This is a genomic window from Bacillus changyiensis (assembly GCF_027706145.1).
Lineage (GTDB): Bacteria > Bacillota > Bacilli > Bacillales > Bacillaceae > Bacillus > Bacillus changyiensis.
This window is the reverse complement of sequence record NZ_JAQFWW010000001.1, coordinates 156,742-179,803: the sequence shown is the minus strand read 5'-3', so window position 1 is coordinate 179,803 and position 23,062 is coordinate 156,742. Positions and strand designations below refer to the sequence as shown.

Sequence of the window (23,062 nt, the reverse complement as noted above, 5' to 3'; positions counted from 1 at the left end):
CTGGTTTCTTCGTTTTTCTACTTTGTTTCACGATGAAGGGTATATTTTTTCAAACGTGGAGAATACTTTTTCAATTCAAGACGATCTGGAGTTGTCCGCTTATTTTTTGTCGTAATATAGTTGCGGTCTCCTGTTTCAGTACATGCCAGTGTGATATTTACTCTCATGCTATCCCTCCTTCAAAACGTAATAATTACGTTTTATTATACAAAATCTCCTGAACAAAAGTCAATTGTTAAAAGCTATGCTTCAAGAGTGCTGACATATTAGCATTTGTTAGACGTGAACAGGGCGTCCAAATCATCAAAATCGACTTACTGGACAGCCCCGCCACATGATCATGATCTTCGTTTGACTTCAAATTCATAAAAATCAAAGGCAACCGTACTGTTTGCAAAGACCTCTTTTGCTTCATTTACTAATTCAGTTGCAATGTCACCTTGATACCTTGCACTAATATGGGTTAAGATGAGGTTTTTGGCTCCGGCTTGTTTTGCTGTTTCAGCTGCTTGTTCTGTCGTACTGTGAAAATAGTCACCTGCAAACTCCCGATCACCTTTAGCGAATGTTGCTTCATGGACGAGAACATCAGCATCCACTGCCAGCTCTCTTACACTCTTACACTGTTTCGTATCTCCGGAAATGGCGATGATCCGCCCTTTTTTGGGAGGTCCAATAAAATCTGAACCTTTGATGACACGCCCATCATCCAATGTTACGACTTCACCGTTCTTTAATTTTTGATAAACTGGTCCAGGAGAAATCCCAATTTCTTTCAATTTATCAGCTTCGAGTGCTCCAGGTATATCTTTTTCTTTGATCCGATAACCAAAGGCTGGAATCCCGTGTTCAACACTTTTGGCTGTCACGATAAACTGATCATCTTCAAAAACTGTGCCTTCTTCAATCTCTTCAATGATTAAAGGATAGGTTAGATGTGTTCCTGTTGTCTCAAGCACTGTTTCAAGATACTTTTTAATTCCTTTTGGCCCATAAATCGTCAAACAGTTCTCCCCACCTTGAAAAGAACGACTGCTAATCAACCCTGGTAGACCATAAATATGATCACCATGTAGATGGGTGATAAAAATCTTGTCAATTTTTCTCGGCTTAATAGATGTATGTAAAATTTGATGTTGTGTAGCTTCTCCGCAATCAAACAGCCAAACAGACCGTCTTTCTTCTAAAAGTTTTAGTGCAACAGATGTGACATTCCTTGTTTTTGCTGGAATGCCTGCCCCCGTTCCTAAAAATAATAATTCCAAGTATCTCCCTCCTGTAACATAAACTACCCCTTATTAAGATACATGAAGTCTGAAAAAAAAGAAATACAAGCCTGATCCTTCATTTTTTTTAATCTCAAATGTTTGCTTTAAAGAACTATTAGCTTTAAAATGAAGGAAATATACTTATGCTTCGAATAAAGTGAGGTACGTCTAGTTGAGAAAAGAACAAATTGAACCAAAAGCAGTAATTGTTATTTTTGGCGCAACAGGTGATTTAGCAAAACGGAAACTTTACCCATCCATCCATAGACTATTCGAAAATGGTCAAATTGGCGATGACTTTGCTGTTGTCGGGGTGGGAAGAAGACCATGGACAAATGAGGATCTTCGCGATACTGTACAAAATTCAATTGCAAAGTTTGAATATAAGAAGGATGTAAAAGAATTCACATCTCACTTTTACTACCACCCATTTGATGTTACCTGCTCAGATTCGTATCGTGATTTAAATGAACTCATCGAGCAGCTTGAAAGTACATATCAAATTCCGAATAACCGGATGTTTTATTTGGCAATGGCTCCCGAGTTTTTTGGAACAATTGCTAAGTTTTTAAAATCAGAAGGTGTCACTTCGACAAATGGCTGGTCAAGACTTGTCATTGAAAAACCGTTCGGTCATGATTTAGCAAGTGCAAAAGCATTGAACCAAGAGATTCGCGAAGCCTTTACTGAAGATCAAATTTATCGGATTGACCACTACTTAGGAAAACAAATGGTCCAAAATATTGAGGTCATTCGCTTTGCCAATGCGATTTTTGAACCGCTTTGGACAAACCGATACATCTCAAACATCCAAATCACATCAAGTGAAGATTTAGGTGTTGAAGACCGTGCAAGATACTATGAAAAATCAGGGGCGCTCAGGGATATGGTTCAAAACCATATTCTCCAAATGGTGGCATTGCTTGCGATGGAACCACCAATTAAACTGAACACTGAGGAAATCCGAAGTGAAAAAGTAAAAGTGCTTAGAGCGCTTCGCCCTATTCAAACAGATCAGATTGAACAATTTTTTGTTCGCGGCCAATACGATGCCGGAATGATCGATGAACATCAAGTGAAAGCCTATCGAGATGAACAAAATGTTGCGGAAGATTCCAATACTGAAACATTTGTCGCTGGAAAGCTACTGATTGATAACTTCCGCTGGGCTGGAGTTCCATTCTATATTCGAACAGGAAAACGAATGAAGAAAAAATCAACACAAATTGTTGTTCAATTTAAGGATATTCCAATGAACTTATACTATGGAAATGGCGAGACCATGCATCCTAATTTATTGGTGATCCATATCCAACCTGATGAAGGGATCACACTTCATTTAAACGCAAGAAAACTTGGCGGTAGTACATTTGCTGAGCCGATCAAACTTGATTACTGTCATAACTGTGAAGATGGCATCAATACACCAGAGGCTTACGAAAAATTAATTCTCGACTGTTTACATGGAGATGCGACAAACTTTGCCCACTGGGATGAAGTTGCCCTTTCTTGGAACTTTGTTGATGTGATCTCGCAATACTGGGAAAACAATAAAACATTGTCACCAAACTATAAAGCTGGATCTATGGGGCCGAAAGCTTCTGACGAACTTCTTGGCAGAGACGGGTTTCATTGGTGGCCAATCTAACGAACATACAGAAATCAGCCTTCAAAGATTCAGTTCTTTGAAGGCTGTTGTTCTTTAAGCATTTAAAGTCGTTAAGGGACGGTTTTTATCTCGCTTCCAAATCAACTGAAGAATAAAGAGAAGCACAAACAGACCAAGCCCAATCAGATCCGTATACCCCTCAGGATAAATCAGCAACAAGCCACTAAGAAGTGCCAATATTCGTTCAAACCACAACACTTTTCTCATCCAGAATCCGATCATTCCCGCTCCGATGGCAATCATGCCTGACAATGCCGTAAAGATCACCCAGATGATTTCATACCACTGAGCATTGATCATTAATAACTCTGGAGATAAAACGAAAATATATGGGATGATAAAAGCGGCAATAGCAAGCTTAGCAGAATTGATCCCCGTTCTGATCGGCTCTCCCCCTGCCACTCCTGCAGCCGCAAAAGCAGCCAATGCCACAGGCGGTGTAATATCGGCAACGATCCCGAAATAAAAAACAAACAAGTGAGCTGACAAATCAGGAACATTCAATAACATAAGAGCTGGTGCAGCAATCGTCGATGTGATGACATAATTTGCTGTTGTCGGCGAACCCATACCAAGGATTAAAGCTGCGATCATCGTCAAAAAAAGCGATGGTAATAATGCGCCTCCAGCCAAGTCTAACAGCCCATTGGCCAGTTTGAGACCCAGGCCTGTCTTTGTGACTACTCCAACGATAATTCCAGCAGCAGCTGTTGCAGCCGCAACTGAAAGCGCCATTCTCGCCCCGTCCGTCAGCGCCATTACGATTTCTTTCAGACCCATTCCTGAGCCTCTGTTAAAAAAACCGACAATCACCGCTAGAACAATCGAATATAGAGCAGCATGCATGACAGTAATCCCGGACATTAACAAAATGACGACTGACACAATAGGAATCAAAAGATAAATCTTTTTAAACACTTCAATCCGGTTTGGCATCTCTTCTTTTGTTAACCCACGCAAACCGACCCGTTTCGCTTCAAAATGTGTCATAATCCAAACGCCTGTGAAATAAAGAATGGCCGGAATCGCTGCCGCTTTTGCGATATCCCAATATGTGATTCCACCGATAAATTCCACCATTAAAAAAGCGGCAGCACCCATAATTGGCGGCATCAGCTGACCACCGGTCGATGCAGACGCTTCAACCGCACCGGCAAATTCCTTTTTATATCCCAACTTCTTCATCATTGGAATTGTAAAAGACCCTGATGTGACAACATTAGCAACAGAACTACCGCTAATTGTTCCCTGAAGCGCGCTCGAGAATATTGCCACTTTAGCAGGACCACCCGTACTTCTCCCGGCAATGGCAACAGCAAGATCATTAAAATATTGACCGACACCGGTTTTCACGAGGAAAGCGCCGAATAAGATAAATAAAAAAATGAACGTCGAAGAAACAGCAAGCGGTGTTCCCAAGATTCCTTCAGTTGTAAAATACATGGTCTGAACGAGCCTTTCCAGCGTTAATCCATTATGCGACAAAAATCCTGGTAAATATGAACCGTAAAGGCCATAGAGAAGAAACAAACCGGCGATGATCATAATTGGTAAACCAACAGCCCTTCTTGTCGCTTCAAGTACTAAGAAAATCGCCAGCAACCCGACATAAAAATCAGTTGTTGTAATCAAACCAATCCCAGTGACAATTGTTTTATAATTGATAACCCAATAAACACCGACACCCGCACCTAAAATAGCTAGTAAGCCATCATACCAAGCGATTTTAAATTTGCCTGTCTGACGAATGTTTTTTCTCGCTGGAAATAATAAAAAGATGAGACCGAGGGCAAATCCTAAATGAACGGACCTTTGAATTTGAGCTGGAAAAACGCCAAAAATGGCTGTATATAATTGAAACAATGAAAAGCCAAGGAGACCGAAAAAGGCAACAATCCCGGCTAATCCTGCCAGTTTTCTCGTCCCTGCCTCAGGATCGTATTTTTCCAAAAGTTTTTGTTGTTCCGTTTCAGAAAGCGACCTTTCACGTTCCTTTTGGTCAGCCATTGATCTTCACTCCTTTCAACTGTTGTACCTTATTCAAATGTTGAACAGACATCCTTACCCATGAGCCTGGACGAATAAAGCGTTTTAATTGATATACCTTGCCAACGTATCCGATTCGATGATTTGCCCTCACCCTTCCGATCCGCATGTCGATGAACGGAAAGGTTCGCTTCATATTGGAAATCGTATATATGCCATCCTTTATCACAAGCTTTTCTCCAGGTTCGGCATTGGCAGGCATTCCGACAGCTGGATCATGATAGGTCAAAGCAATCTGTTTTAGCTTCTGTTGTTTACAAACATACGTTTCTATCACTTTTGTTTTATGGATCGAATGCGTATAAATGATCTCAAACGATTGCTCCTCCTGAAGAGGAAGATATGCCACGATCTCACCGCTATCTTCTTTCGTAAATACAACGGACTTTTGAGATGGAATCAGACATAAGAAAAGCAGTGTCAAAATCGCAACTAAAAAACACACCATGATGATTAATCTATATTTCTTCATTTTTTGGTATCCCCTGACGAACAGAAAAAACGATAGACTGAGGTCAGTGCTACAGTCTATCCATTCGTCGTTTTAAGATTTTTCAATTCCTTTTTCTTTATAATATTTGGCTGCTCCAGGATGAATATCGATACTTCCTAACCCTTCAAGTGCTGTTTTAGCTTTAATAAACTTGCCTTTTGCATGATTGATTTTCCCTGCCTCAAACAACGCTTTTGTCATTTTATAAACGGTCTTTTCATCCAGTTTATCAGACGCAACAAGCATCGCTTTAACAGCCACTGTGCTGACATCCTCTTTGATCCCGTAAGTGCCGCTTTTTATCGTATCAGACGCATAGAATGGATATTGATCCATCAATTTTTTCTGTTTATCTTTTTCAATATTTAAAATTTTAATATCATTTTGGGCAGATAGTCCTTCAACAGCACCTGTTGGGGTTCCTGCTGTAATAAAGGCAGCATCAATGGCACCGGACTGAATACCATCAGTTGATTCTTCAAATGAAAGATTTTGTGGTTTGATATCTTCGAATGACAGTCCATAAACCTCCAAAATTTGCTTTGCATTGATATTAACCCCTGATCCAGCTGCACCGACAGAAACGGTTTTACCTTTTAAATCTTCAATCGAATTGATCCCACTTTTTTCTGTTGTCACAACCTGTACAGTTTCAGGATATAAGGCGGCGATCGCTTTAATCCCATCGATTTTATCTTTAAACATCTCTTTTCCTTCTATTGCATAAGTTGCAATATCGGTTTGAGAAAATGCAACTTCAGCTTCTCCTTTTTGCAGAGTCGCCATATTTTCAGCGGAAGCTCCAGTTGTTTGAGTTGTAAATTTGTCACCTGTTGCTTCTTCCCAAAGCTTTGCAAACTGACCACCAAGAGGATAATATGTACCACCAGTTCCACCTGTAAGCAGGCTGTAACTACCAGAACCTTTGGCGTCTTTACCATCCTTTGATGCCTGATTGCCTCCGCAGGCTGCCATCCCCATGACAAGACCAAGCATCATGACAATCATCATTTTGCCTTTCCATTTATTCATTCATTTACCCCCCCATTGTTGTACAAAATAACAATTCTATCCTACCATAAAATATGTCTGATTTGTCAATAAATTCTCTCATTTCCAACTGTTTAGTCAATCATATGTAAGACTCTCTATTTGTATGCGCTTTCTTAATAGCGAAACGAGAAAGACAATATGAAAACCAGTGGACATGATGTTCTCCACTGGCTTCATTTTTAAAATAAATTGCTACTTTCGAATATGAACACTGGAAAACTCGAACTTGTCATAACGGTGTCTAGCAAACGAATATTCAAAAGGTTCGCCAGTGTTTAAAAAAGCGATCTGTTCAACTTCAAGCACTGGATCATCATCTGCACACTCCAAATATTTTTGATCCAAATCTGACGACTTAGCCGCTCTGATCTTTCGGTGTGAACCCGCAATTTTGAGGTTTAAGGTTTCGGTAATATGCCGATAGATTGAATCGTGCAAAACATCTTCAGTCAATTCCGAAATGAGATTAGAAGGCATATACGTTTCTTCAATAACATATGGTTCATCCTCAACTTTTCGCAGTCGGATAATATGATATACTGGAACGCGCTTTTCGATTGATAATTGTTTTGCTACTTGGTCTGTCGGAAATTCAACATCAAACTTGATGATGTTACTTTCAATCTGTTTGCCGACAAGGAGCTTTGTAAGCCCCAGATTTTCCTTGTCTGTTACACTAACGGGAATATTTTGTATAGAAGACTTCACAATGAAAGTGCCATGTCCCCGTTTACGATACAGCATGCCTTCGGAAACAAGAATATCGAGCGCCCTTTTCATCGTCATTCTGCTGCAAGAAAATTCTTTTGCAAGAGAAAGTTCATCGGGGATTGGTTGATCTGCCGAATAGTATTTTTCTCGTATCCTTTTTCTTATTTCATTTGAAATAAATTCATATTTTCTCATTATTTTAACCACCAATACTAAGGATCTTCTTTCATTACAAACGGCTTTATTATTATTATAATCGGTTTCCATTAGGAAATAAAAAGATGGCCGAAACAAGACCATCTTTTTACATGTTCATTCGGTTCTAAAATCCTTAGCACATGTTCATATTAAAAACCGTTATTTTCTGTAACACTTTTAAACCAATAACCGCTCTTTTTAATGGTCCGCTCAGCGTTTTGATCAAGGTTAACAGAAACAAAGCCATAACGGTTTTTATACGCGTTCGTCCATGACCAGTTATCCATGAAAGTCCACAAGTGATAGCCCTTTACATTTGATCCTTCCTGCATGGCTTTGTGCACCCATTTTAAATGTTCACGAATAAACTCAATCCGATAATCATCTTGGATCATCCCGTTTTCATCCCGGAATTTTTCTTCTCCTTCGACTCCCATACCGTTTTCAGAAATGAAACATTCAATATTATCATAGTTGTCCTTAAGGTTGATTAATATATCATAAATACCCTTTTCATAGATCTCCCATCCACGATGACGGTTCATTTTTCTGCCAGGCATTTCATAGTTGTCAAAGAAGCGCTCAGGCATAAAAGGTGCATCGGGATGTGGCAGGTACTCTTTTGCTTTTACGCGTCTCGGTTGATAATAGTTAACACCAATTAAATCAACTGTGTTATTCTTAATCGTCTCTACATCACCTTGTTCCATTTTAGGAAGATATTCATACTCTTTTAAAATATCAACTAATAGTGGTGGAAATTCCCCTTTAACAGCCGGATCAAGAAAAGATTTGTTAAAGAAAGCATCAGCAATTTCTGAAGCTTTCACATCCTGAGGATGCTGGCTGCGCGGATAAGATGGTGTTAAATTTAAAACAATACCAATTTGACCATCCCCGCCCAGCTTCCGATAAGCTTCGATCGCTTTCGCGTTTGATAGCAATTCATGATAGGCGACTTGGACAGCTTTTCTGAAATCAACAATTTCAGGATAATGAAAGTTGTATAAATATCCGCCTTCTACCGGAACAATTGGTTCATTATGAGTAAACCATTTCTTCACTCTGTCACCGAACAAGCGGAAACATGTTTCTGCATATGAAACAAAATGGTCAACAACTTCACGGTTTTCCCAACCACCGATTTCCTGCAGAGCAAGCGGCATATCAAAATGATAAAGGTTGACAAAAGGTTCGATTCCAGCAGCGATCATTTCATCGATCACTTTGTTATAAAAATCAGCACCTTCTTGATTTAATGCACCTTTTCCTTCTGGAAACATTCTTGACCATGAGATGGACATTCGGAATGAGTTATGTCCAAGCTCTTTCATAAGACGAATGTCTTCTTGATAGGTCTCATAAAATCGCGAAGTCTTTTCAGGACCTACTCCATTAAAAAAGCGGTTTGGTTCTTGTTCGTACCAATAATCCCAAATATTTTTCCCTTTCCCACCTTCATTTGCTGCACCCTCTGTTTGAGTCGCAGAGGCTGCTGAACCCCACCAGAAATCTTGGGGAAAACGATATTTGATCGTCTCTTTTGTCGTTACTTCTGTTTTTTGCATACGATCATTCTCCTTTTTACTTTTTTACATTCCAACCGTGTTACTTTGTTCAGATGTATTGGATTCCTGTTCTTTTTTCAAATTCATTCGGTCAATGAATTTCAGGAATGGGAACCAGATCATAAAGACGACGGCTAAGTTAAAAATTTGCAAAAGACCGCCAGCAATTGAGTTGGTCGCCATCATACCACTAATAAAAATCGGCACTGTCCAAGGAACCGCGATTCCTGTAGGTGGCGGTACAAGCCCTGCTGACATCGTAAAGTAAGTAATCAATGTAACAATCATCGGTGATATTACCCATGGAACGAGAATCAGCGGGTTCATGACGATTGGTAATCCAAAAATAATTGGTTCGTTGACATTGAAAATCCCTGGTGCTGCGCCAAGTTTAGCGACTTGTTTCATCTGCTTGCTTTTCATAAACAATAAGATGGCAATAATAACGGCGAGCGTCATCCCTGTTCCACCCATTCCGACCGTGTATACTTCCATAAACTGCTTGCTAATAATATGAGGGACTTCTCCTGTTGCTGTATAACTATCCACATTTTCAAGTGAAAGTGTATTCCAAATCGGATCCATTACTGAGTTCACAATAATTTGCCCATGCAGTCCGAAGAACCATAAGATCTGAATAAAGAATATCGCGATCAAGGTCGGAATGATACCGCTTCCAAGTCCGACAAGCGGAGCCTGTACAAGATGATAGATGAGATCATGCATATTATTGTGAAAACCTTGAGTGATCACAATATTAATTATTAAATAGACTGTCAGTGTCAGTACAGCTGGAATGAGGGCAGCAAACGATTTCGCCACGGCCGGTGGAACACCCGTAGGCATTTTAATGGTAAAGTTTTTCTGAACAAAGAAACGGTAAAACTCGGCTGCTGTAAAGGCGGTAAGCATGCCAAGAAACATTCCTTTTGCTCCGATTCTATCAAGCGGAATAACGTTTGGAATCACTTGTCCTCCTTCACCATTAAAAACAAACGGTGTTAAAAGTAAAAATGAGACCAAAGCGACAGCTCCTCCGAACACCGCTTCAACTTTATAACTTTTTGATAAATAATAACCAATCCCGAATACAACGAACAGTGACATAATGTTCATCGTGGCGTTTGGTGCAATATTTAATGTAGATTGAAATGTTTCCAGTGCCGACTTGCTCATGATTTTATTGAGAAACGGTAAATTTGCAATAACGACCATAATTGACCCGAAAATCGTTAGTGGAAAAGCAAGCATAAATGCATCTCTAAGGACACCTAAATACCGATTATTGTTGAGCTTTCCGGCAATCGGAACCAAAAACTTGCTCAGTTTATCGAACATTGCCTATTGACCCCCTTTTATTGATCATCCTTTAATAATCATAAATTTTTCTCTTTGAATATTTTTAATAACTCTGTGACAAGTTCCTTCATCGTTAATGTCGACATTAAATGATCTTCCGCATGCATTAGAAGTAGGGAGAACTCGCTTTTTTCTCCGCCCGCCTCTTTTTGAACCATTTGAAAATGAATCTCATGTGATGCTTGTAAATCTTGTTCCGCCTGAACAAGAAGTTCTTCCGCTTCCTCTACACTGTTGTTTCGGTATTTTTTTAAAGACTCCATGACTTTGCTGCGTGCATTACCACTATGAAGAATCAGTTGAAAACAAATTTGTTCGTTTGTTAGTCCATCAAGTTTTGTCTCTTTCATGTTTAATCAGTCCCCTATTAAGCTTAATGCCTGTTCATATGCTTTTTTTCCATCTGCCATTCCATACGCTACCATATCAATGACAGCAACCTGAATTCCGTATTTTTCAGCTTCTTCTTGCAACTCATCTTTTAAAAAACTCATTTGTGGACCAATTAATACAACATCAGCATGTTCCATCTCTTTTTTTGCTTGATCTTGCCCAACTGCCCAAATCTTAGCTTCATCACCGATTGATTGAACATGCTCCTCCATTTTAGTCACTAAAAGGCTTGTTGACATTCCTGAACTGCAAGCAAGTAGAATTTTTTTCATGATGATCTCCCTTTCCTCTCACAATATTAAAAGCGCTTTCACACTTATTATTATATCTGTTTATTTTTAAATGTCTAGACATTTGTGTATAAATGTTTGTATTAATTTTGACATTAAGATTTTTATTCGAAGTTTTTTTAGTTTCATATTCAAGAAACATTGCCTTTCCTGTAGGGTGTCTAGCTTTTCATTTGCAGGACTTGATTGTGTAGACATTGGACACACTTTAAACAAAAAAACTTGTCGATCAAGCCGTTTTTTACGACTTTGTCGACAAGCTGATCTATTGTTATTCATCTTCTTCTAGTATATCCTCTGAATCCATCCTATACTGCGATATTCATCACGCTAACGCATAGTCCTCAGGGTGAAAAAGCGGAAACCATAACCTCAATTCAATTAAACCGGTATGTTTATAATATCCAATTTTTAGACTCCCTTATTATTCCCCAAAATAGAAATCGATATAGAAGTGCAATAAGAAAAAATATAAAAACAAATTCAAAAACGGAGAAAGGTTCATAATCGATTAAGTATGAATTAATAAAAATTAATATTAAAGAAAACAGTTCCATCAAAGAGTCTATAAATCTGTTTTCTTTGTACAAGTCCCTTGTCTTTTTGAAATTAAAGACATCTTTCATTTCCTCACTGGAGTGTCCTTTTATCAAACCTATACCTATCAAATAAATTCCTGCAGAAAGTTCATAGGACACATTTAAAATCTGTGTTATGACACAGTAAATTACTGTGAACAAGAAAAGATACATTTTATTATTCTCCTTACCTCTTAGTATTTATAAAACACATCATCGAAGGAAATATCATGTATCTTTTTCCAATATTAAAACGTTCGTAATGTTAAAAAACCCCTTGCTGTATGATGTGTTGTTGCTATTGAATTCAGTTTTAGTAAAAGCAAAATAGCAAGATACAAATTTATGGTTTTGTAGATTTACTTCTTAAATTAGGACCAAAAGTTATCGAAGAATTGGTGTGCTATCTGTGTAAAATCTTCCTAGTGAGTATATCTGTAAATAAAAAAATAAATAAAGAACCGCCTATGAAGCGGTCGAAGTGGTACTTGCTTGTTAATGGACGTATTTCTGAAATTTGCGGACTGCTTCTATCGGTACATAAAAATTCCCATCACTTTCAACAATTATACTGTTCAGTTGATATTCCTTTCCTTTCATACGAATGACATTTTTGTTGACAGGCATCTCTGCTTTCACATTTTTGCGTGTTGCAACAAGCAACGGGTTCTCCCGATCTGAACGATTGATGGTCACCTTCGCACCTGCTTTTTTAAATGCCTGACCAGCTTCAATAAATAAGTCTTTTGTTAATCGATTTAAATTGAAACCCATTGCTCTTGCCATCGTTTTGGCAATGTCTGTATTATCAATGAGCCCCATTGGTTTTTTTGGTCCGTATGAATATAAGAAAACATCTTCACCTGTATGACCGCCTGTTGTAAAGCCAATGTTCGACCGATTTGCCAACAGTGTTGTAAAAACGGTAGCCGCTTCTTTTTTATTGTTCACACTGGCAAGTTGTTTTTGCTCAGTCAATGTTAAATGGTCAAGACCATAAAGTCGGGCGGCTTCTTTGATATTTGATAAGTCATCTTTTAATTGACTTGTAGCACCTTCCAGTGTCATTTTTGCTTTTTTAAGTGGGGCAATATATGCTGAAACAGGTGTAGTGTTATAACCTTTTGTCGTATGACTGTTACCAATGGAAATACCACTGTTCCCATGGTCGGTAACGGCAATGATCATTGTGTTCTTATCTTTTTTGGCGAAATTCAATGCTTCTTTTACAGCCTCATCAAATGCTAATACATCACTAATAAGACCAACTGGATCATTTTGATGCGCCGCCCAGTCCGACTTGCTACCTTCCACGAATAAGAAGAAACCATCTTGATCTTTTGACAACGTCTGAATTGATTTTTTAGTCATCTCAGCTAATCTTGGTTGTTCAGGATGTGTAGATTGACGATCCATGTCAAAAGCTAGGTCTCGTTGTGAAAAAGCACCCCAAATTTTTTTAGACTCTGATTTCATGAGCTCCGCCTTTGTGTCCACAACATCATATTTTTTATCTTGAATCACCTTCAGCAAATCCTCATCATCGCGGCGGCTTTTTTCTTTCGTTCCCGGTAGAAGCGACTCTTTCCCTCCACCAAGCACAATGTCAATGTTTTGATACACTTGCTGTTCACCAAGGACATCGAAATGGTTTCGATCATAGTGGTGGGCCGAAAAAGCGGCTGGGGTGGCATGTTGAATTTCCGCTGTTGCAATGATTCCGGTTGCCTTACCAACCTTTTTTGCGCCTTCTAACACATTTGCAACAGGACGAAACTGATCTCTTTTACGGATCTGATCAACACCTGGAGAATGGACCAAAGAAGGCAAAACGCCAACATAACCAGAATTCGATTTATGTCCACTGGCCATCGCTGTTGCAGCTGGGGCAGAATCTGTAATTGCCGATTCAGCTGAGTAAGTTCGGACACCACCTGAGATAATGTTGTCCATGGCTAGAGGTTTTCCTTTATACCAACGAGCTAAAGTTGTTGCTGTTGAGCTTGTCCCGTCCATTACCATCATGATGACGTTCTTTACTGTGTGTTCTTCCTTTTTAGTTTCTGTATCCCTTGCAATACTATTTGTGCCTGCCGCTCCTAAAACGGTTGCACCTGCTAATGTAAGACCGATCATTTTTCTGCAAAAAAAACCCATGATGTATCCCCTCCAAGACAGTCATGACTTAAATGTTCTATTCATCTCATCTGATTTTTTCGTAACCACCATTAAGTTCCCATAAAAAAGCTCAAACCATACATGAATAGAAAATGTTTATCATGGAGAGGAAAACCGGTTATGTCCATAAATATAAAGACCACAGCCGTTTTGTGACTGTGGTCTGCATCTGTTTATTTCATCCACTCAGTGTGGAAAATTCCGTCTTTATCCGTACGTTCATAAGTGTGTGCACCAAAATAATCACGTTGCGCCTGAATCAGGTTAGCAGGCAGTGTTGCCGTGCGATAACTGTCAAAATAGGCAAGTGCACTTGAGAAGCATGGTACTGGAATTCCTTGTTCAACTGCAAGGGCAATCGTTTTACGCAGTGCTCCTTGATAGCCTTCAACAATCTCTTTGAAGTATGGATCAAGCAACAAATTATCAAGCTCAGGATTGCGGTCATAAGCATCTTTGATTTTCTGCAAGAAAGCCGCACGGATAATACAACCTCCACGGAAGATCATCGCGATATCACCGTATTTTAAGTCCCAGCCATATTCTTCTGATGCAGCTCTCATTTGTGCAAATCCTTGTGCATAAGAGCAAATTTTGCTCATGAAGAGGGCTTTTCTAACCGCTTCAATCAATTCTTCTTTATTCTCCCCAACCGTTGTTGCTTCAGGACCTTTAAGAAGTTTACTTGCTTTGACACGTTCTTCTTTCATAGAAGAGATAAACCGCGCAAACACGGATTCTGTAATAATTGGCAGAGGCACACCAAGATCAAGCGCACTTTGGCTTGTCCATTTCCCTGTGCCTTTTTGACCTGCTTTATCCAAAATCACATCAACAAGCGGTTTCCCTGTTTCATCATCTTTTTTCGTGAAAATATCTGCTGTGATTTCGATCAAGTAACTGTCGAGCTCTCCTTTATTCCACTCAGAAAATACCTCGTGAAGCTCATCAGATGATAAACCGACAAGGTGTTTCAGAATAAAGTAAGATTCGGAAATCAGCTGCATGTCGCCATATTCGATCCCGTTATGAACCATTTTCACATAATGGCCTGCACCATCTGGCCCGATATATGTTGTACAAGGCTCTCCATCAACTTTTGCAGAAATCGCTTCAAGTATCGGTTTGACAAGCTCATGCGCCTCTTTTTGACCACCAGGCATAATAGATGGGCCTTTTAAAGCACCCTCTTCACCGCCAGAGACACCTGTCCCAATAAAATGAATGCCGCTTTCGGCAAGCTCTTTATTGCGTCTTTGTGTATCTTTGTAGTATGTATTTCCTCCGTCAATCAAAATATCGCCTTTTTCAAGATGAGGCAGAAGTGATTGAATTGTTGCATCGGTTGGAGTTCCAGCCTTTACCATTAACAAAATTTTGCGCGGTTTTTCAAGAGATTCTACGAACTCTTCAATGCTGTATGTGCCGACAACTTGCTTGCCTTTTGCTTCTTCTAGAAACTGATCTGTTTTTTCTCTTGATCTGTTATACACAGATATCGAAAAGCCGCGGCTTTCAATATTTAAGGCTAAATTTTTTCCCATTACTGCTAAACCAACTACACCGATTTCCTGTTTTGCCATGTCTAACGTCCCTTCTAGAAACACTTATCATATAGTTTAATTTTTTTATTAAATTGAAATTACCATACTTTGACCCATCTTTTCAAGCTATTCATCTTTTCGATCGACTTGAAAAAAGTCTTTATTGAAGCTTGTACCACTTGTCTTGCTTTCTTTTTTGATGATTTTCACACCTCTTTTGAGCAAATTTGTTCCATATTTTTCATTAATCTGATTCATCAATTTGACAATCGGCTCTTCTTTGACATCCTCTTGAAATGAAAACAAATCAAGCTGTTTGACTGCATCTTTTTGCTTGACAAGCTCTGTCCCTGTGACACCTAAAAGTCTAACCTCTTTTTCCTGCCAATGTTTTTGAAACAGCGTTTTTGCTGTTTGGGCAATGATATTTGTTGCATCGGTCGGATTTTGAAGTGTTTTGCTTCTCGTCATATTTGTCCAGTCCGCATAACGAATCAAAAGTGCTATCTTTGTTGCCAGCACTTCTTTTCGTTTCAGCCTTTCGCTTACAGATGAAGAAAGCTTTTCGATCAGTTGATTGAGCTCTGTTTCATCTGCCGTGTCATAAGGAAGAGTTGTAGAATTGCCAACACTTTTAAACTCATAGATTCTCTCAGGATCGACTTCATCAACATCAATTCCATTTGCCCTTTTTATTAACCTTGGACCATTGATACCAAGAAGCTGTTTTAAAACATGTTCATCAGCTCTAGCTAAATCACCGATTTTTGTAATGTTTAGCGTGGCTAGTTTTTGAGCGGTTTTGTTTCCAACTCCATGCATTTCCCCGATATCAAGGGGCCAGAGGATGTCAGGGACTTGTCGTTTTCTTAAAATCGTGACGCCTAGCGGTTTTTTCATATTTGAAGCCATCTTCGCTAAAAATTTATTGGGCGCAATCCCAATACTTGATGGCAAAGAAAGTTCATTTTGAAGACGCTTTTGAATGTTTAGGGCAACCTCATAAGCTTTTTCTTTGTATGGTGTATCTGTTAAATCCATATAGCCTTCATCAATGGATACTGGTTCAACAAGATCTGTATATTCTCTTAACATTTGAAACATTGCTTTTGAAGACTTTCGATAGCGGTCAAAATTCGGTGGTTTCACAAGCAAATCGGGGCAGATTTGTTTTGCTTCCCAGAGTGGCATAGGAGGTTTTACACCGCGTGCTCTTGCTTCGTAGCTACTTGTGACGACAATTCCTTTGCGCTCTTTCGCATTGCCAGCGATTGCAAGCGGTATACCGACTAATGAAGGGTCATGCGCCATTTCGACAGATGCGTAAAAGCTGTTCATATCAACATGAAAGATGACTCTCCCCCTCTTTTTTCCAGTAGACAAGACGGCTCCCTCCCTATTCTCTCCATTAGACATAGAAAAGTTCATATAGTAAAATATAATGTGAAACGGATGTGAAATCATGTTTTTAGAATCTTTAAATGATGCTCTTTTTTTGTTTGAGTTTTTCACAATCATCCTTCCTGCGTTAACGGCCATTGGAATTGCACTGATTTTAAAGGATCATTGCTATACGAGCGAAGATTGGAAAACCAAACGTTTTGAAGTCGACAAAACAATTCATTTTTATAATAAAATCGATAACCTTGTTATCTTCTATCATCGCATTACCCTATGGATTAGTAAAGTCATTCGTATGAAGGCTTCATCGAATGATGATGAAGACCATCGTTCCCTTCTTCTTTCAATTTAAGCGGAAAAGGCACCCAATCCCGGGTCCTTTATAAGAAGGAGGAGAACGTGTTGACCACGAGTTTAAAGAAACGATTGACAATGATACTTTTAGTTATGGTGACATTTTTTATGGGTGGGGAAGTCTCATTTGCTGCTAGCAATGGGACACAAGGAAGTGAAGATGGATTTTTACATCACTATTTTGTGATGCCTTTTTCAGAACTCATTAAAGGAATCGGCGAGTTTTTTCACGGGAATTATGGACTTGCTGTTATCCTTGTGACCATTATCGTACGGCTACTCGTCTTGCCGCTGTTTGCGAACCAGTTTAAAAAACAGCGGGCAATGCAGGAAAAAATGGCAGTGGCCAAGCCTGAAATGGATGCGATCCAAAGCAAATTGAAAAAAACAAAAGATCCTGTTAAACAGCGGGAGATTCAACAGGAAATGATGATGCTTTACAAAAAACATAACATCAATCCACTGGCAATCGGTTGTTTGCCGATGCTCATTCAGCTCCCGATTTTATATGGTTTCTATAATGCGATACGTTGGACTCAAGAAATTGCTGACCATTCTTTTCTTTGGTTTAATCTCGGACATTCTGATCTGTTCGTATCTTTATGCGCTGGTATGATGTATTTAATCCAATTTTATGTTTCGCAAAAATTAAATGTTCAAAATTCAGTACAATCAAACCCAGCAGCCCAACAATCAGCTAAAATTATGGGAATATTTTTTCCGGTGATGATGACAATTTTCTCGCTTAACGCACCCGCGGCACTGCCGCTTTATTGGATGACCAGCGGATTGTTTCTCACTGTCCAATCCGTTGTGTTCCACCAAGTTTACAAAAAGAAAAATTCACTTCAAACAGCTGAATCAGCTGTTAAGTAATAAAAAAGGCTTTTCTCAGTCAGCAATGGCTGCGGGAAGCCTTTTCTATTTTAAGATTGTTCATATCGATAGACGATAGGCTGCATCATAAATAAACTAAACACAAGCCAAATCAAAACAGCTGACCATTTCAATATCAAATTCCACTCACTTGATACCATGCCCCCAAAAAAGAAAATTGGCAAAATAAACACAAAAGTGAATAACAATTTAGAAGCTGTTGTCGCTTTTAATTGACTTTTACAATGTGGACAAATTGATGTTTTTGTTTTCGTCAGTTGATATTTATCTTGAAAAGTAAACGGTTTGTTGCATATTGGACAATTTCCCATTTTCCTTCTCCTTAGCAAGGTTTACTTTGTATACACTAATATAAGTTGATGTTTCATTTTTAAGAGTCAAGTTGTACAACTCTAGCAATGAAACAGTATACCTACTAGACCACAGTACTACACCATTCAAGACAGGCTCAACGGTAAATTTTTTCAATCAACTACAACCTCAACACTTCCCGGAAAATGAAGTAAAGCGCTTACAAAAAAGTTTTAAATTAGATATCAGGGCTTTTTTGCCCCGATATCTCTTACGATCGTTATGACCGTTTTGCCGCTTCCTCAATAATCGCAATCACCATTTCTGCTGTTTTAGAAAGCTCTTCAATCGGCATTTTTTCATTTTTTGTATGAATTTGTTCATATCCGACTGCAAGATTGACTGTCGGAATACCATGACCAGCAATGATATTAGCATCACTACCGCCACCACTTGTGAGCAGCTCAGACGGCCGACCGATTTTTTCAGCAGCTTTTTTGGCGATCTCTACAACAAGATCTCCGTCTTGGTAGCGATAGCCCGGATACATAACCTCTATACCTACCTCGGCCTTGCCACCCATTTCAGCTGCTGCTGCTGCAAAAGCATCCTTCATTTTTTTGGTTTGCTTCTCCATTTTTTCAGGATCAAGTGAGCGAGCTTCCGCTAATATTTCTACATGATCACAGACGATATTCGTTTGAGTTCCGCCCTCAAAGCGACCGATATTTGCCGTTGTTTCTTTATCAATACGACCAAGCGGCATTTTAGTGATGGCTTTTGCAGCAATCGTAATCGCAGAAACGCCTTTTTCTGGCTCAACTCCAGCATGAGCAGTTTTTCCGTAAACAGATGCTTTTACTTTGGCTTGTGTTGGCGCAGCCACAATAATTTGTCCGACCTTTCCGTCAGAATCAAGGGCATAGCCATATTTCGCTTTAATTAGGGCACGATCTAAAGCTTTTGCACCAACAAGGCCTGACTCTTCACCAACTGTAATGATAAACTGAATCGTACCATGTTGAATTTTCTTTTCTTTTAGGACTCTGATTGCTTCAAACATCGCTGCCAGACCTGTTTTGTCATCTGCGCCTAAAATCGTTGTACCATCTGTTTTGATATAACCGTCTTCAATAACTGGTTTTACACCTTTGCCAGGTACCACTGTATCCATATGTGAAGTAAAGTAAATCGTATCTGCTTCCGTTGTACCTGGAAGTGTACAAACCAGATTACCGGCTCCGTGACCAGTGACAGCCGCACTATCATCCTCATAGACATCAAGTCCGAGAGCCGTAAATTTTTCTTTCAGCACGTTGCAGATCTCTGCTTCGTATTTTGTTTCTGAATCAATTTGTACAAGTTCTAAAAATTCTTCCAATAAACGTTTTTCATTCATGTTGATTCCCTCCAATTTTAAAGCGATATATGTTAGCAAACAGAAGATAAGATGTCCTTGGAATGGGGATTCAAATGTGAAACGATAAAAGGTTTTCGCTGATTCATTATGTAAAAATATTAAATCCCGAGAACAAGGACATCCGTAAAATAATGATCTTATTTAATGATAGCACAACAACTTGAAAACTCACACAACCAGGCCGGAAAAAGCTTGTCTACATAAGAAAATCAAGCTAAAATGATAGGTAGACCAATTGATTAAGCAGAGGTGAAAAACTTGTCACAAAAAACGATCAAGTTTCTCGTGATTTTAATGATTAGTGTCATGGTGCTGACGAGCGTTCTTACAGGAATCAGCATGATGTTTTAATACAACTGTGAAGCAGGCTTCTTTTAAAAAAGACAGCCTGCTTTTTTGACAATGTCGTATAGATATTGCATCTTCCCTAGTTGGGCCTGTATGATCCGTGCATTTGCCGTCCTTTGCACCCCACATTAAAAGCCATTCATGCAAAGACCAGACTGGTTACATAAGTGGAAACATGACTAACTGTTAGCTCGTTGTGACAAATAATAAAGTATTTTCATATAGCATTTTTCAGTCATTCGATCAGTAGACACTTTGTTTCTTAGCTGTTTGATCATATTGGACTTCAAGATTGTTTTTTCTTAAAAAAATGAGATAAGAAGACGCAGCCAACATACATAAAATACCAGATAGCGTAAATACATTCCCGACTCCAAAAGCTTTAGCCATTAAAGCACCGATACTTGGTGCCAGAAGCATCATCATCATCTGAAGGCTTTGAGCTACTGAGCTAACTCTACCCATTTTTTCATTTGGTGTTTCAATTTGCAAAACATAACCATATGGTAAGTTCTGTCCTGATGACAAAGCTCCCAACAAAAACGCACATAGATAATAAATGATTGAAGGAAGTTGAAGGTAATGGGCCCCACCCAATCCCATAATCATAATTGTAATACCGGTAAGAGAAAAATTAACCGCCATTACTGTTAAAGGTTTAGTTTTCCATAATGACAATTGTCCAAATACAAATGAATTGATGACAGAACCTAAACCAACTAACGAAATGAATAAACCATACGCCGCTTCATTAAACCCAATTTGTTTAGACAAAATAACGAGTAACCCATCACAAAGAAATACAATAAATAAAGATAAGGCAGATGAAATGATTGCGGTACTTAAAATAGGACTATTGAATATATGTTTTATGCCCTCTTGGAGTTCTTTTCGAAATTTTTTATGATTCTGAAATTGATTAAGTTTAGTTGAGTTTCTTTGTTCTGGTATATCAACAAATGTTAGCATGATAGTTGTTAAAACAAAGCAGAAAGCTTCTATCACAAATGCAATGTCAGAATTAAATGAGGCGACTAAAACACCTCCAAGTGATGGACCAACTATTTTCATCGAATTTAATGAAATTTGAGTTAAGGTGATCCCTTGGGCCAATTTGGATTCATGTACTAGTGAACGAATACTTGCTTGACGAGCAGGATCAAAAAGAGAAGCTAGGAGGCCTTTAAAAAAGACCAATATTAATAAGACATAGAAATGAGGAGCAACGATGTAACCTATAATCACAAAAATGCGTAAAAAAGAAGTCATCATAAGTACCTTTTTCCTTGACCAGCGATCGACAAAAACGCTCGCAAAAGGACCGATTACAATCCATGGCAGACCATATATGATAACAAATAATGCCATTGATGATTCATTTAATCCCCATTCATATATAATTAAAACTGTCAAAATCGTGAAATCAATCCAATTCCCCAAATCTGAGAATAATTGTCCGATATAAAATCGCCTATAAGCTTTAAATGACAACGGAGAGAATAAAGAACTTTTCATGATTCCCTCTTTCTAATCTCTTGACTTTTTTTATCATTGTTGTGAATCTTGTCCGTATATCATCCATGAAATTTATGCAAGAACGATCTGTTGATGCACTAGATTCGCACCATCAGTATATAAGGAGTATTTTCTCTCAGCCACATATATCACTACATTCAACTTTTTCTATTGATATACTAGGAATTTCCCTTGTGTCGGTTAGCTCATATCATTTTATGTATCAGCTAGCCTTCCCTTACAAAATTTTTGGTTTTCTAGCTACCAAGAGTTAGTTTAGTAGCAGTATGTTCAAGTTTTGTACTTCATGCACAATCAATACCAGGTTTACCTTTATTTTCTATACCTGATATATCCCTATGATATATCAGGAAGTAAATGTTTTCAATAGATTTAGTTGATGAAGTTTTTTGGTATTCAGAGAAGAATTTTGAAGAAAATATCAGCTTCTCCATTAGCTCATAAGGAGAAGCTGATGAGTAATTAGACAGGCGACTTAATTCCTTTAAAATAACTTTTAATCACTAAATACTGTTCCATCTCACCAAGAAAGTTGAAGAGGGCTGCGCGCGCTTCAAATTCTGCGCGTGTCGCTGGTAACTCCATTTCTTCAAATATTTCTCTCATTTCGACGAGGCGTTTAAGATATTTATGAGCCGTATTGCCTGGATGAATGTGCAGTCTTAGATCATGTATAAACTCAGCAATCATTTGTCCCTGTTCAATTGTCATTGAAATCGATGTGATTTTAGGAAATACCCTTTCAATAATGTCAAACTGTTTTTCCCGCATTTTAAAATAGCGATAATATTGATTTTCATGACGTAAAAAGTGATTTTGCACATCACGATATGCGATGGCCTTTGCTTCATTAATCAATCGGTGCGTCTCCGGTATTTCTTTACCTGTCCAATCCTGCTCACCTGTCAGCAAATAGCGCTCAATTTCTTTAAAAATCATTGAGAAATGCTCTTCAATTTTTTGTTGGTACTGTTTGAGCTGTTTATCTAGACTTGGCATATATAAATTCATAAGAAGTGCAACACCAATACCGGTGATGATGATCAGAAATTCATTCCAAATGATCGGGATGGTAATGCCTTCTGACATATAAAGATGAAGAATAATAACTGAACTTGTGACAACCCCTTCATTTACTTTCAAAAAAACGGTTGTCGGAATAAAAAACAGTAACATCAAACTGATGACAACTGGATGATAACCAATCAGTTCAAAAAAACTATATGAAAACAGAATCGCCAGACAGCAAGCAACAAATCGTGACCATGATGCTTGCAGAGACCGTTTTTTTGTCACTTGAATACAAAGGATGGTGATAATTCCTGCTGAAACAAAATTATGAAGGCCAAAAAGCTGTGCCAGGTATATTGCCAATCCTGTTCCTAGCGCTGTTTTCAATGTACGATAACCTATCTTAAACATGATAACCCCATTCTTTTTTACTATAATAAACTCTAATCAAAAAAG

At 38.6% G+C, this 23,062-nt stretch carries 21 protein-coding genes; 4 read left to right on the top strand and 17 right to left on the bottom strand.

Annotated elements, in window-relative coordinates; translation table 11 throughout:
- Positions 1–17 precede the first annotated feature (17 nt).
- Together rpmG and rnz are read right to left on the bottom strand one after the other, a co-directional pair.
- Positions 18–167, bottom strand: coding sequence for a 50S ribosomal protein L33 (gene rpmG, locus PDT38_RS00990; RefSeq protein ID WP_172296021.1), 150 nt, complete (start codon positions 165–167; stop codon positions 18–20).
- 171 nt (positions 168–338) lie between these two features.
- Positions 339–1,265, bottom strand: coding sequence for a ribonuclease Z (rnz, locus tag PDT38_RS00985; RefSeq protein WP_270798346.1), 927 nt, complete (start codon positions 1,263–1,265; stop codon positions 339–341).
- Between the two features lie 175 nt (positions 1,266–1,440).
- Here rnz and zwf point away from each other — a divergent pair, with 175 nt between their 5' ends.
- Positions 1,441–2,916: a glucose-6-phosphate dehydrogenase gene (gene zwf / locus PDT38_RS00980; protein WP_270798344.1), complete on the top strand. Its 1,476-nt coding sequence runs from the start codon at positions 1,441–1,443 to the stop codon at positions 2,914–2,916.
- Positions 2,917–2,970: 54 nt separating this feature from the next.
- On the opposite strand, the gene PDT38_RS00975 is transcribed toward zwf, so the two are convergent.
- The 11 genes from PDT38_RS00975 to PDT38_RS00925 all read right to left on the bottom strand — a co-directional run bounded on the left by PDT38_RS00975 (position 2,971) and on the right by PDT38_RS00925 (position 16,764).
- Complete coding sequence (locus PDT38_RS00975; RefSeq protein ID WP_270798342.1) at positions 2,971–4,944, bottom strand: TRAP transporter permease; 1,974 nt, start codon at positions 4,942–4,944, stop codon at positions 2,971–2,973.
- Entirely contained in the window at positions 4,937–5,455 is a 519-nt protein-coding gene (locus PDT38_RS00970; RefSeq protein ID WP_270798340.1) for a DUF1850 domain-containing protein, read from the bottom strand. Before PDT38_RS00970 ends, PDT38_RS00975 begins: the two co-directional genes overlap by 8 nt.
- Positions 5,456–5,527: 72 nt before the next feature.
- Positions 5,528–6,508: a TAXI family TRAP transporter solute-binding subunit gene (locus PDT38_RS00965; RefSeq protein ID WP_270798339.1), complete on the bottom strand. Its 981-nt coding sequence runs from the start codon at positions 6,506–6,508 to the stop codon at positions 5,528–5,530.
- 213 nt (positions 6,509–6,721) lie between these two features.
- A complete protein-coding gene (locus PDT38_RS00960) occupies positions 6,722–7,435 on the bottom strand; it encodes a GntR family transcriptional regulator (protein ID WP_270798338.1) in 714 nt (237 codons plus the stop codon).
- A gap of 152 nt (positions 7,436–7,587) precedes the next feature.
- Positions 7,588–9,006 carry a glycoside hydrolase family 1 protein gene (locus PDT38_RS00955; RefSeq protein WP_270798337.1) on the bottom strand — a complete coding sequence of 473 codons (1,419 nt, stop codon included), beginning with the start codon at positions 9,004–9,006 and terminating at the stop codon, positions 7,588–7,590.
- Positions 9,007–9,030: 24 nt separating this feature from the next.
- Positions 9,031–10,344: a PTS cellobiose transporter subunit IIC gene (celB, locus tag PDT38_RS00950; protein ID WP_270798336.1), complete on the bottom strand. Its 1,314-nt coding sequence runs from the start codon at positions 10,342–10,344 to the stop codon at positions 9,031–9,033.
- Between the two features lie 38 nt (positions 10,345–10,382).
- Positions 10,383–10,715: a PTS lactose/cellobiose transporter subunit IIA gene (locus PDT38_RS00945; RefSeq protein WP_270798335.1), complete on the bottom strand. Its 333-nt coding sequence runs from the start codon at positions 10,713–10,715 to the stop codon at positions 10,383–10,385.
- A gap of 6 nt (positions 10,716–10,721) precedes the next feature.
- A complete protein-coding gene (locus tag PDT38_RS00940) occupies positions 10,722–11,030 on the bottom strand; it encodes a PTS sugar transporter subunit IIB (RefSeq protein ID WP_172296041.1) in 309 nt (102 codons plus the stop codon).
- A gap of 1,091 nt (positions 11,031–12,121) precedes the next feature.
- Positions 12,122–13,783, bottom strand: a complete 1,662-nt coding sequence (locus PDT38_RS00935) for an alkaline phosphatase (protein WP_270798334.1) — start codon at positions 13,781–13,783, stop codon at positions 12,122–12,124.
- A gap of 194 nt (positions 13,784–13,977) precedes the next feature.
- On the bottom strand, positions 13,978–15,387 hold the full coding sequence (gndA, locus tag PDT38_RS00930) for an NADP-dependent phosphogluconate dehydrogenase (protein WP_270798331.1): 1,410 nt from the start codon (positions 15,385–15,387) through the stop codon (positions 13,978–13,980).
- Between the two features lie 87 nt (positions 15,388–15,474).
- Positions 15,475–16,764 (bottom strand): DNA polymerase IV, encoded by a 1,290-nt coding sequence (locus PDT38_RS00925; RefSeq protein WP_270798328.1) that lies wholly within the window; start codon positions 16,762–16,764, stop codon positions 15,475–15,477.
- A gap of 46 nt (positions 16,765–16,810) precedes the next feature.
- Here PDT38_RS00925 and PDT38_RS00920 point away from each other — a divergent pair, with 46 nt between their 5' ends.
- Both PDT38_RS00920 and PDT38_RS00915 read left to right on the top strand, forming a co-directional pair.
- Entirely contained in the window at positions 16,811–17,101 is a 291-nt protein-coding gene (locus PDT38_RS00920) for a hypothetical protein (RefSeq protein ID WP_172296051.1), read from the top strand.
- A 110-nt stretch (positions 17,102–17,211) separates the two neighbouring features.
- Positions 17,212–17,979: a membrane protein insertase YidC gene (locus tag PDT38_RS00915; protein ID WP_394356229.1), complete on the top strand. Its 768-nt coding sequence runs from the start codon at positions 17,212–17,214 to the stop codon at positions 17,977–17,979.
- 50 nt (positions 17,980–18,029) lie between these two features.
- Here the strand turns inward: PDT38_RS00915 and PDT38_RS00910 are convergent, their stop codons facing one another.
- Positions 18,030–18,311 carry a hypothetical protein gene (locus tag PDT38_RS00910; RefSeq protein WP_270798327.1) on the bottom strand — a complete coding sequence of 94 codons (282 nt, stop codon included), beginning with the start codon at positions 18,309–18,311 and terminating at the stop codon, positions 18,030–18,032.
- A 260-nt stretch (positions 18,312–18,571) separates the two neighbouring features.
- Complete coding sequence (locus PDT38_RS00905; RefSeq protein WP_270798325.1) at positions 18,572–19,690, bottom strand: M20/M25/M40 family metallo-hydrolase; 1,119 nt, start codon at positions 19,688–19,690, stop codon at positions 18,572–18,574.
- A gap of 279 nt (positions 19,691–19,969) precedes the next feature.
- Here PDT38_RS00905 and prli42 point away from each other — a divergent pair, with 279 nt between their 5' ends.
- The gene (gene prli42, locus PDT38_RS00900; RefSeq protein WP_270798322.1) at positions 19,970–20,062 is read left to right on the top strand and encodes a stressosome-associated protein Prli42; all 93 of its coding nucleotides are present in this window, start codon (positions 19,970–19,972) and stop codon (positions 20,060–20,062) included.
- A gap of 240 nt (positions 20,063–20,302) precedes the next feature.
- Here the strand turns inward: prli42 and PDT38_RS00895 are convergent, their stop codons facing one another.
- Positions 20,303–21,574 (bottom strand): MFS transporter, encoded by a 1,272-nt coding sequence (locus tag PDT38_RS00895; RefSeq protein WP_270798320.1) that lies wholly within the window; start codon positions 21,572–21,574, stop codon positions 20,303–20,305.
- A 483-nt stretch (positions 21,575–22,057) separates the two neighbouring features.
- Entirely contained in the window at positions 22,058–23,017 is a 960-nt protein-coding gene (locus tag PDT38_RS00890; RefSeq protein WP_270798318.1) for an aromatic acid exporter family protein, read from the bottom strand.
- Positions 23,018–23,062 lie beyond the last annotated feature (45 nt).

Bases quoted from the DNA above. Each gene is read 5' to 3' on its own strand.
- rpmG (WP_172296021.1), bottom strand. From the start codon at position 167: ATGAGAGTAAATATCACACTGGCATGTACTGAAACAGGAGACCGCAAC.
- PDT38_RS00975 (WP_270798342.1), bottom strand. From the start codon at position 4,944: ATGGCTGACCAAAAGGAACGTGAAAGGTCGCTTTCTGAAACGGAACAA.
- PDT38_RS00970 (WP_270798340.1), bottom strand. From the start codon at position 5,455: ATGAAGAAATATAGATTAATCATCATGGTGTGTTTTTTAGTTGCGATT.
- PDT38_RS00965 (WP_270798339.1), bottom strand. From the start codon at position 6,508: ATGAATAAATGGAAAGGCAAAATGATGATTGTCATGATGCTTGGTCTT.
- PDT38_RS00960 (WP_270798338.1), bottom strand. From the start codon at position 7,435: ATGAGAAAATATGAATTTATTTCAAATGAAATAAGAAAAAGGATACGA.
- PDT38_RS00955 (WP_270798337.1), bottom strand. From the start codon at position 9,006: ATGCAAAAAACAGAAGTAACGACAAAAGAGACGATCAAATATCGTTTT.
- celB (WP_270798336.1), bottom strand. From the start codon at position 10,344: ATGTTCGATAAACTGAGCAAGTTTTTGGTTCCGATTGCCGGAAAGCTC.
- PDT38_RS00945 (WP_270798335.1), bottom strand. From the start codon at position 10,715: ATGAAAGAGACAAAACTTGATGGACTAACAAACGAACAAATTTGTTTT.
- PDT38_RS00940 (WP_172296041.1), bottom strand. From the start codon at position 11,030: ATGAAAAAAATTCTACTTGCTTGCAGTTCAGGAATGTCAACAAGCCTT.
- PDT38_RS00935 (WP_270798334.1), bottom strand. From the start codon at position 13,783: ATGGGTTTTTTTTGCAGAAAAATGATCGGTCTTACATTAGCAGGTGCA.
- gndA (WP_270798331.1), bottom strand. From the start codon at position 15,387: ATGGCAAAACAGGAAATCGGTGTAGTTGGTTTAGCAGTAATGGGAAAA.
- PDT38_RS00925 (WP_270798328.1), bottom strand. From the start codon at position 16,764: ATGTCTAATGGAGAGAATAGGGAGGGAGCCGTCTTGTCTACTGGAAAA.
- PDT38_RS00920 (WP_172296051.1), top strand. From the start codon at position 16,811: ATGTTTTTAGAATCTTTAAATGATGCTCTTTTTTTGTTTGAGTTTTTC.
- PDT38_RS00915 (WP_394356229.1), top strand. From the start codon at position 17,212: ATGGGTGGGGAAGTCTCATTTGCTGCTAGCAATGGGACACAAGGAAGT.
- PDT38_RS00910 (WP_270798327.1), bottom strand. From the start codon at position 18,311: ATGGGAAATTGTCCAATATGCAACAAACCGTTTACTTTTCAAGATAAA.
- PDT38_RS00905 (WP_270798325.1), bottom strand. From the start codon at position 19,690: ATGAATGAAAAACGTTTATTGGAAGAATTTTTAGAACTTGTACAAATT.
- PDT38_RS00895 (WP_270798320.1), bottom strand. From the start codon at position 21,574: ATGAAAAGTTCTTTATTCTCTCCGTTGTCATTTAAAGCTTATAGGCGA.
- PDT38_RS00890 (WP_270798318.1), bottom strand. From the start codon at position 23,017: ATGTTTAAGATAGGTTATCGTACATTGAAAACAGCGCTAGGAACAGGA.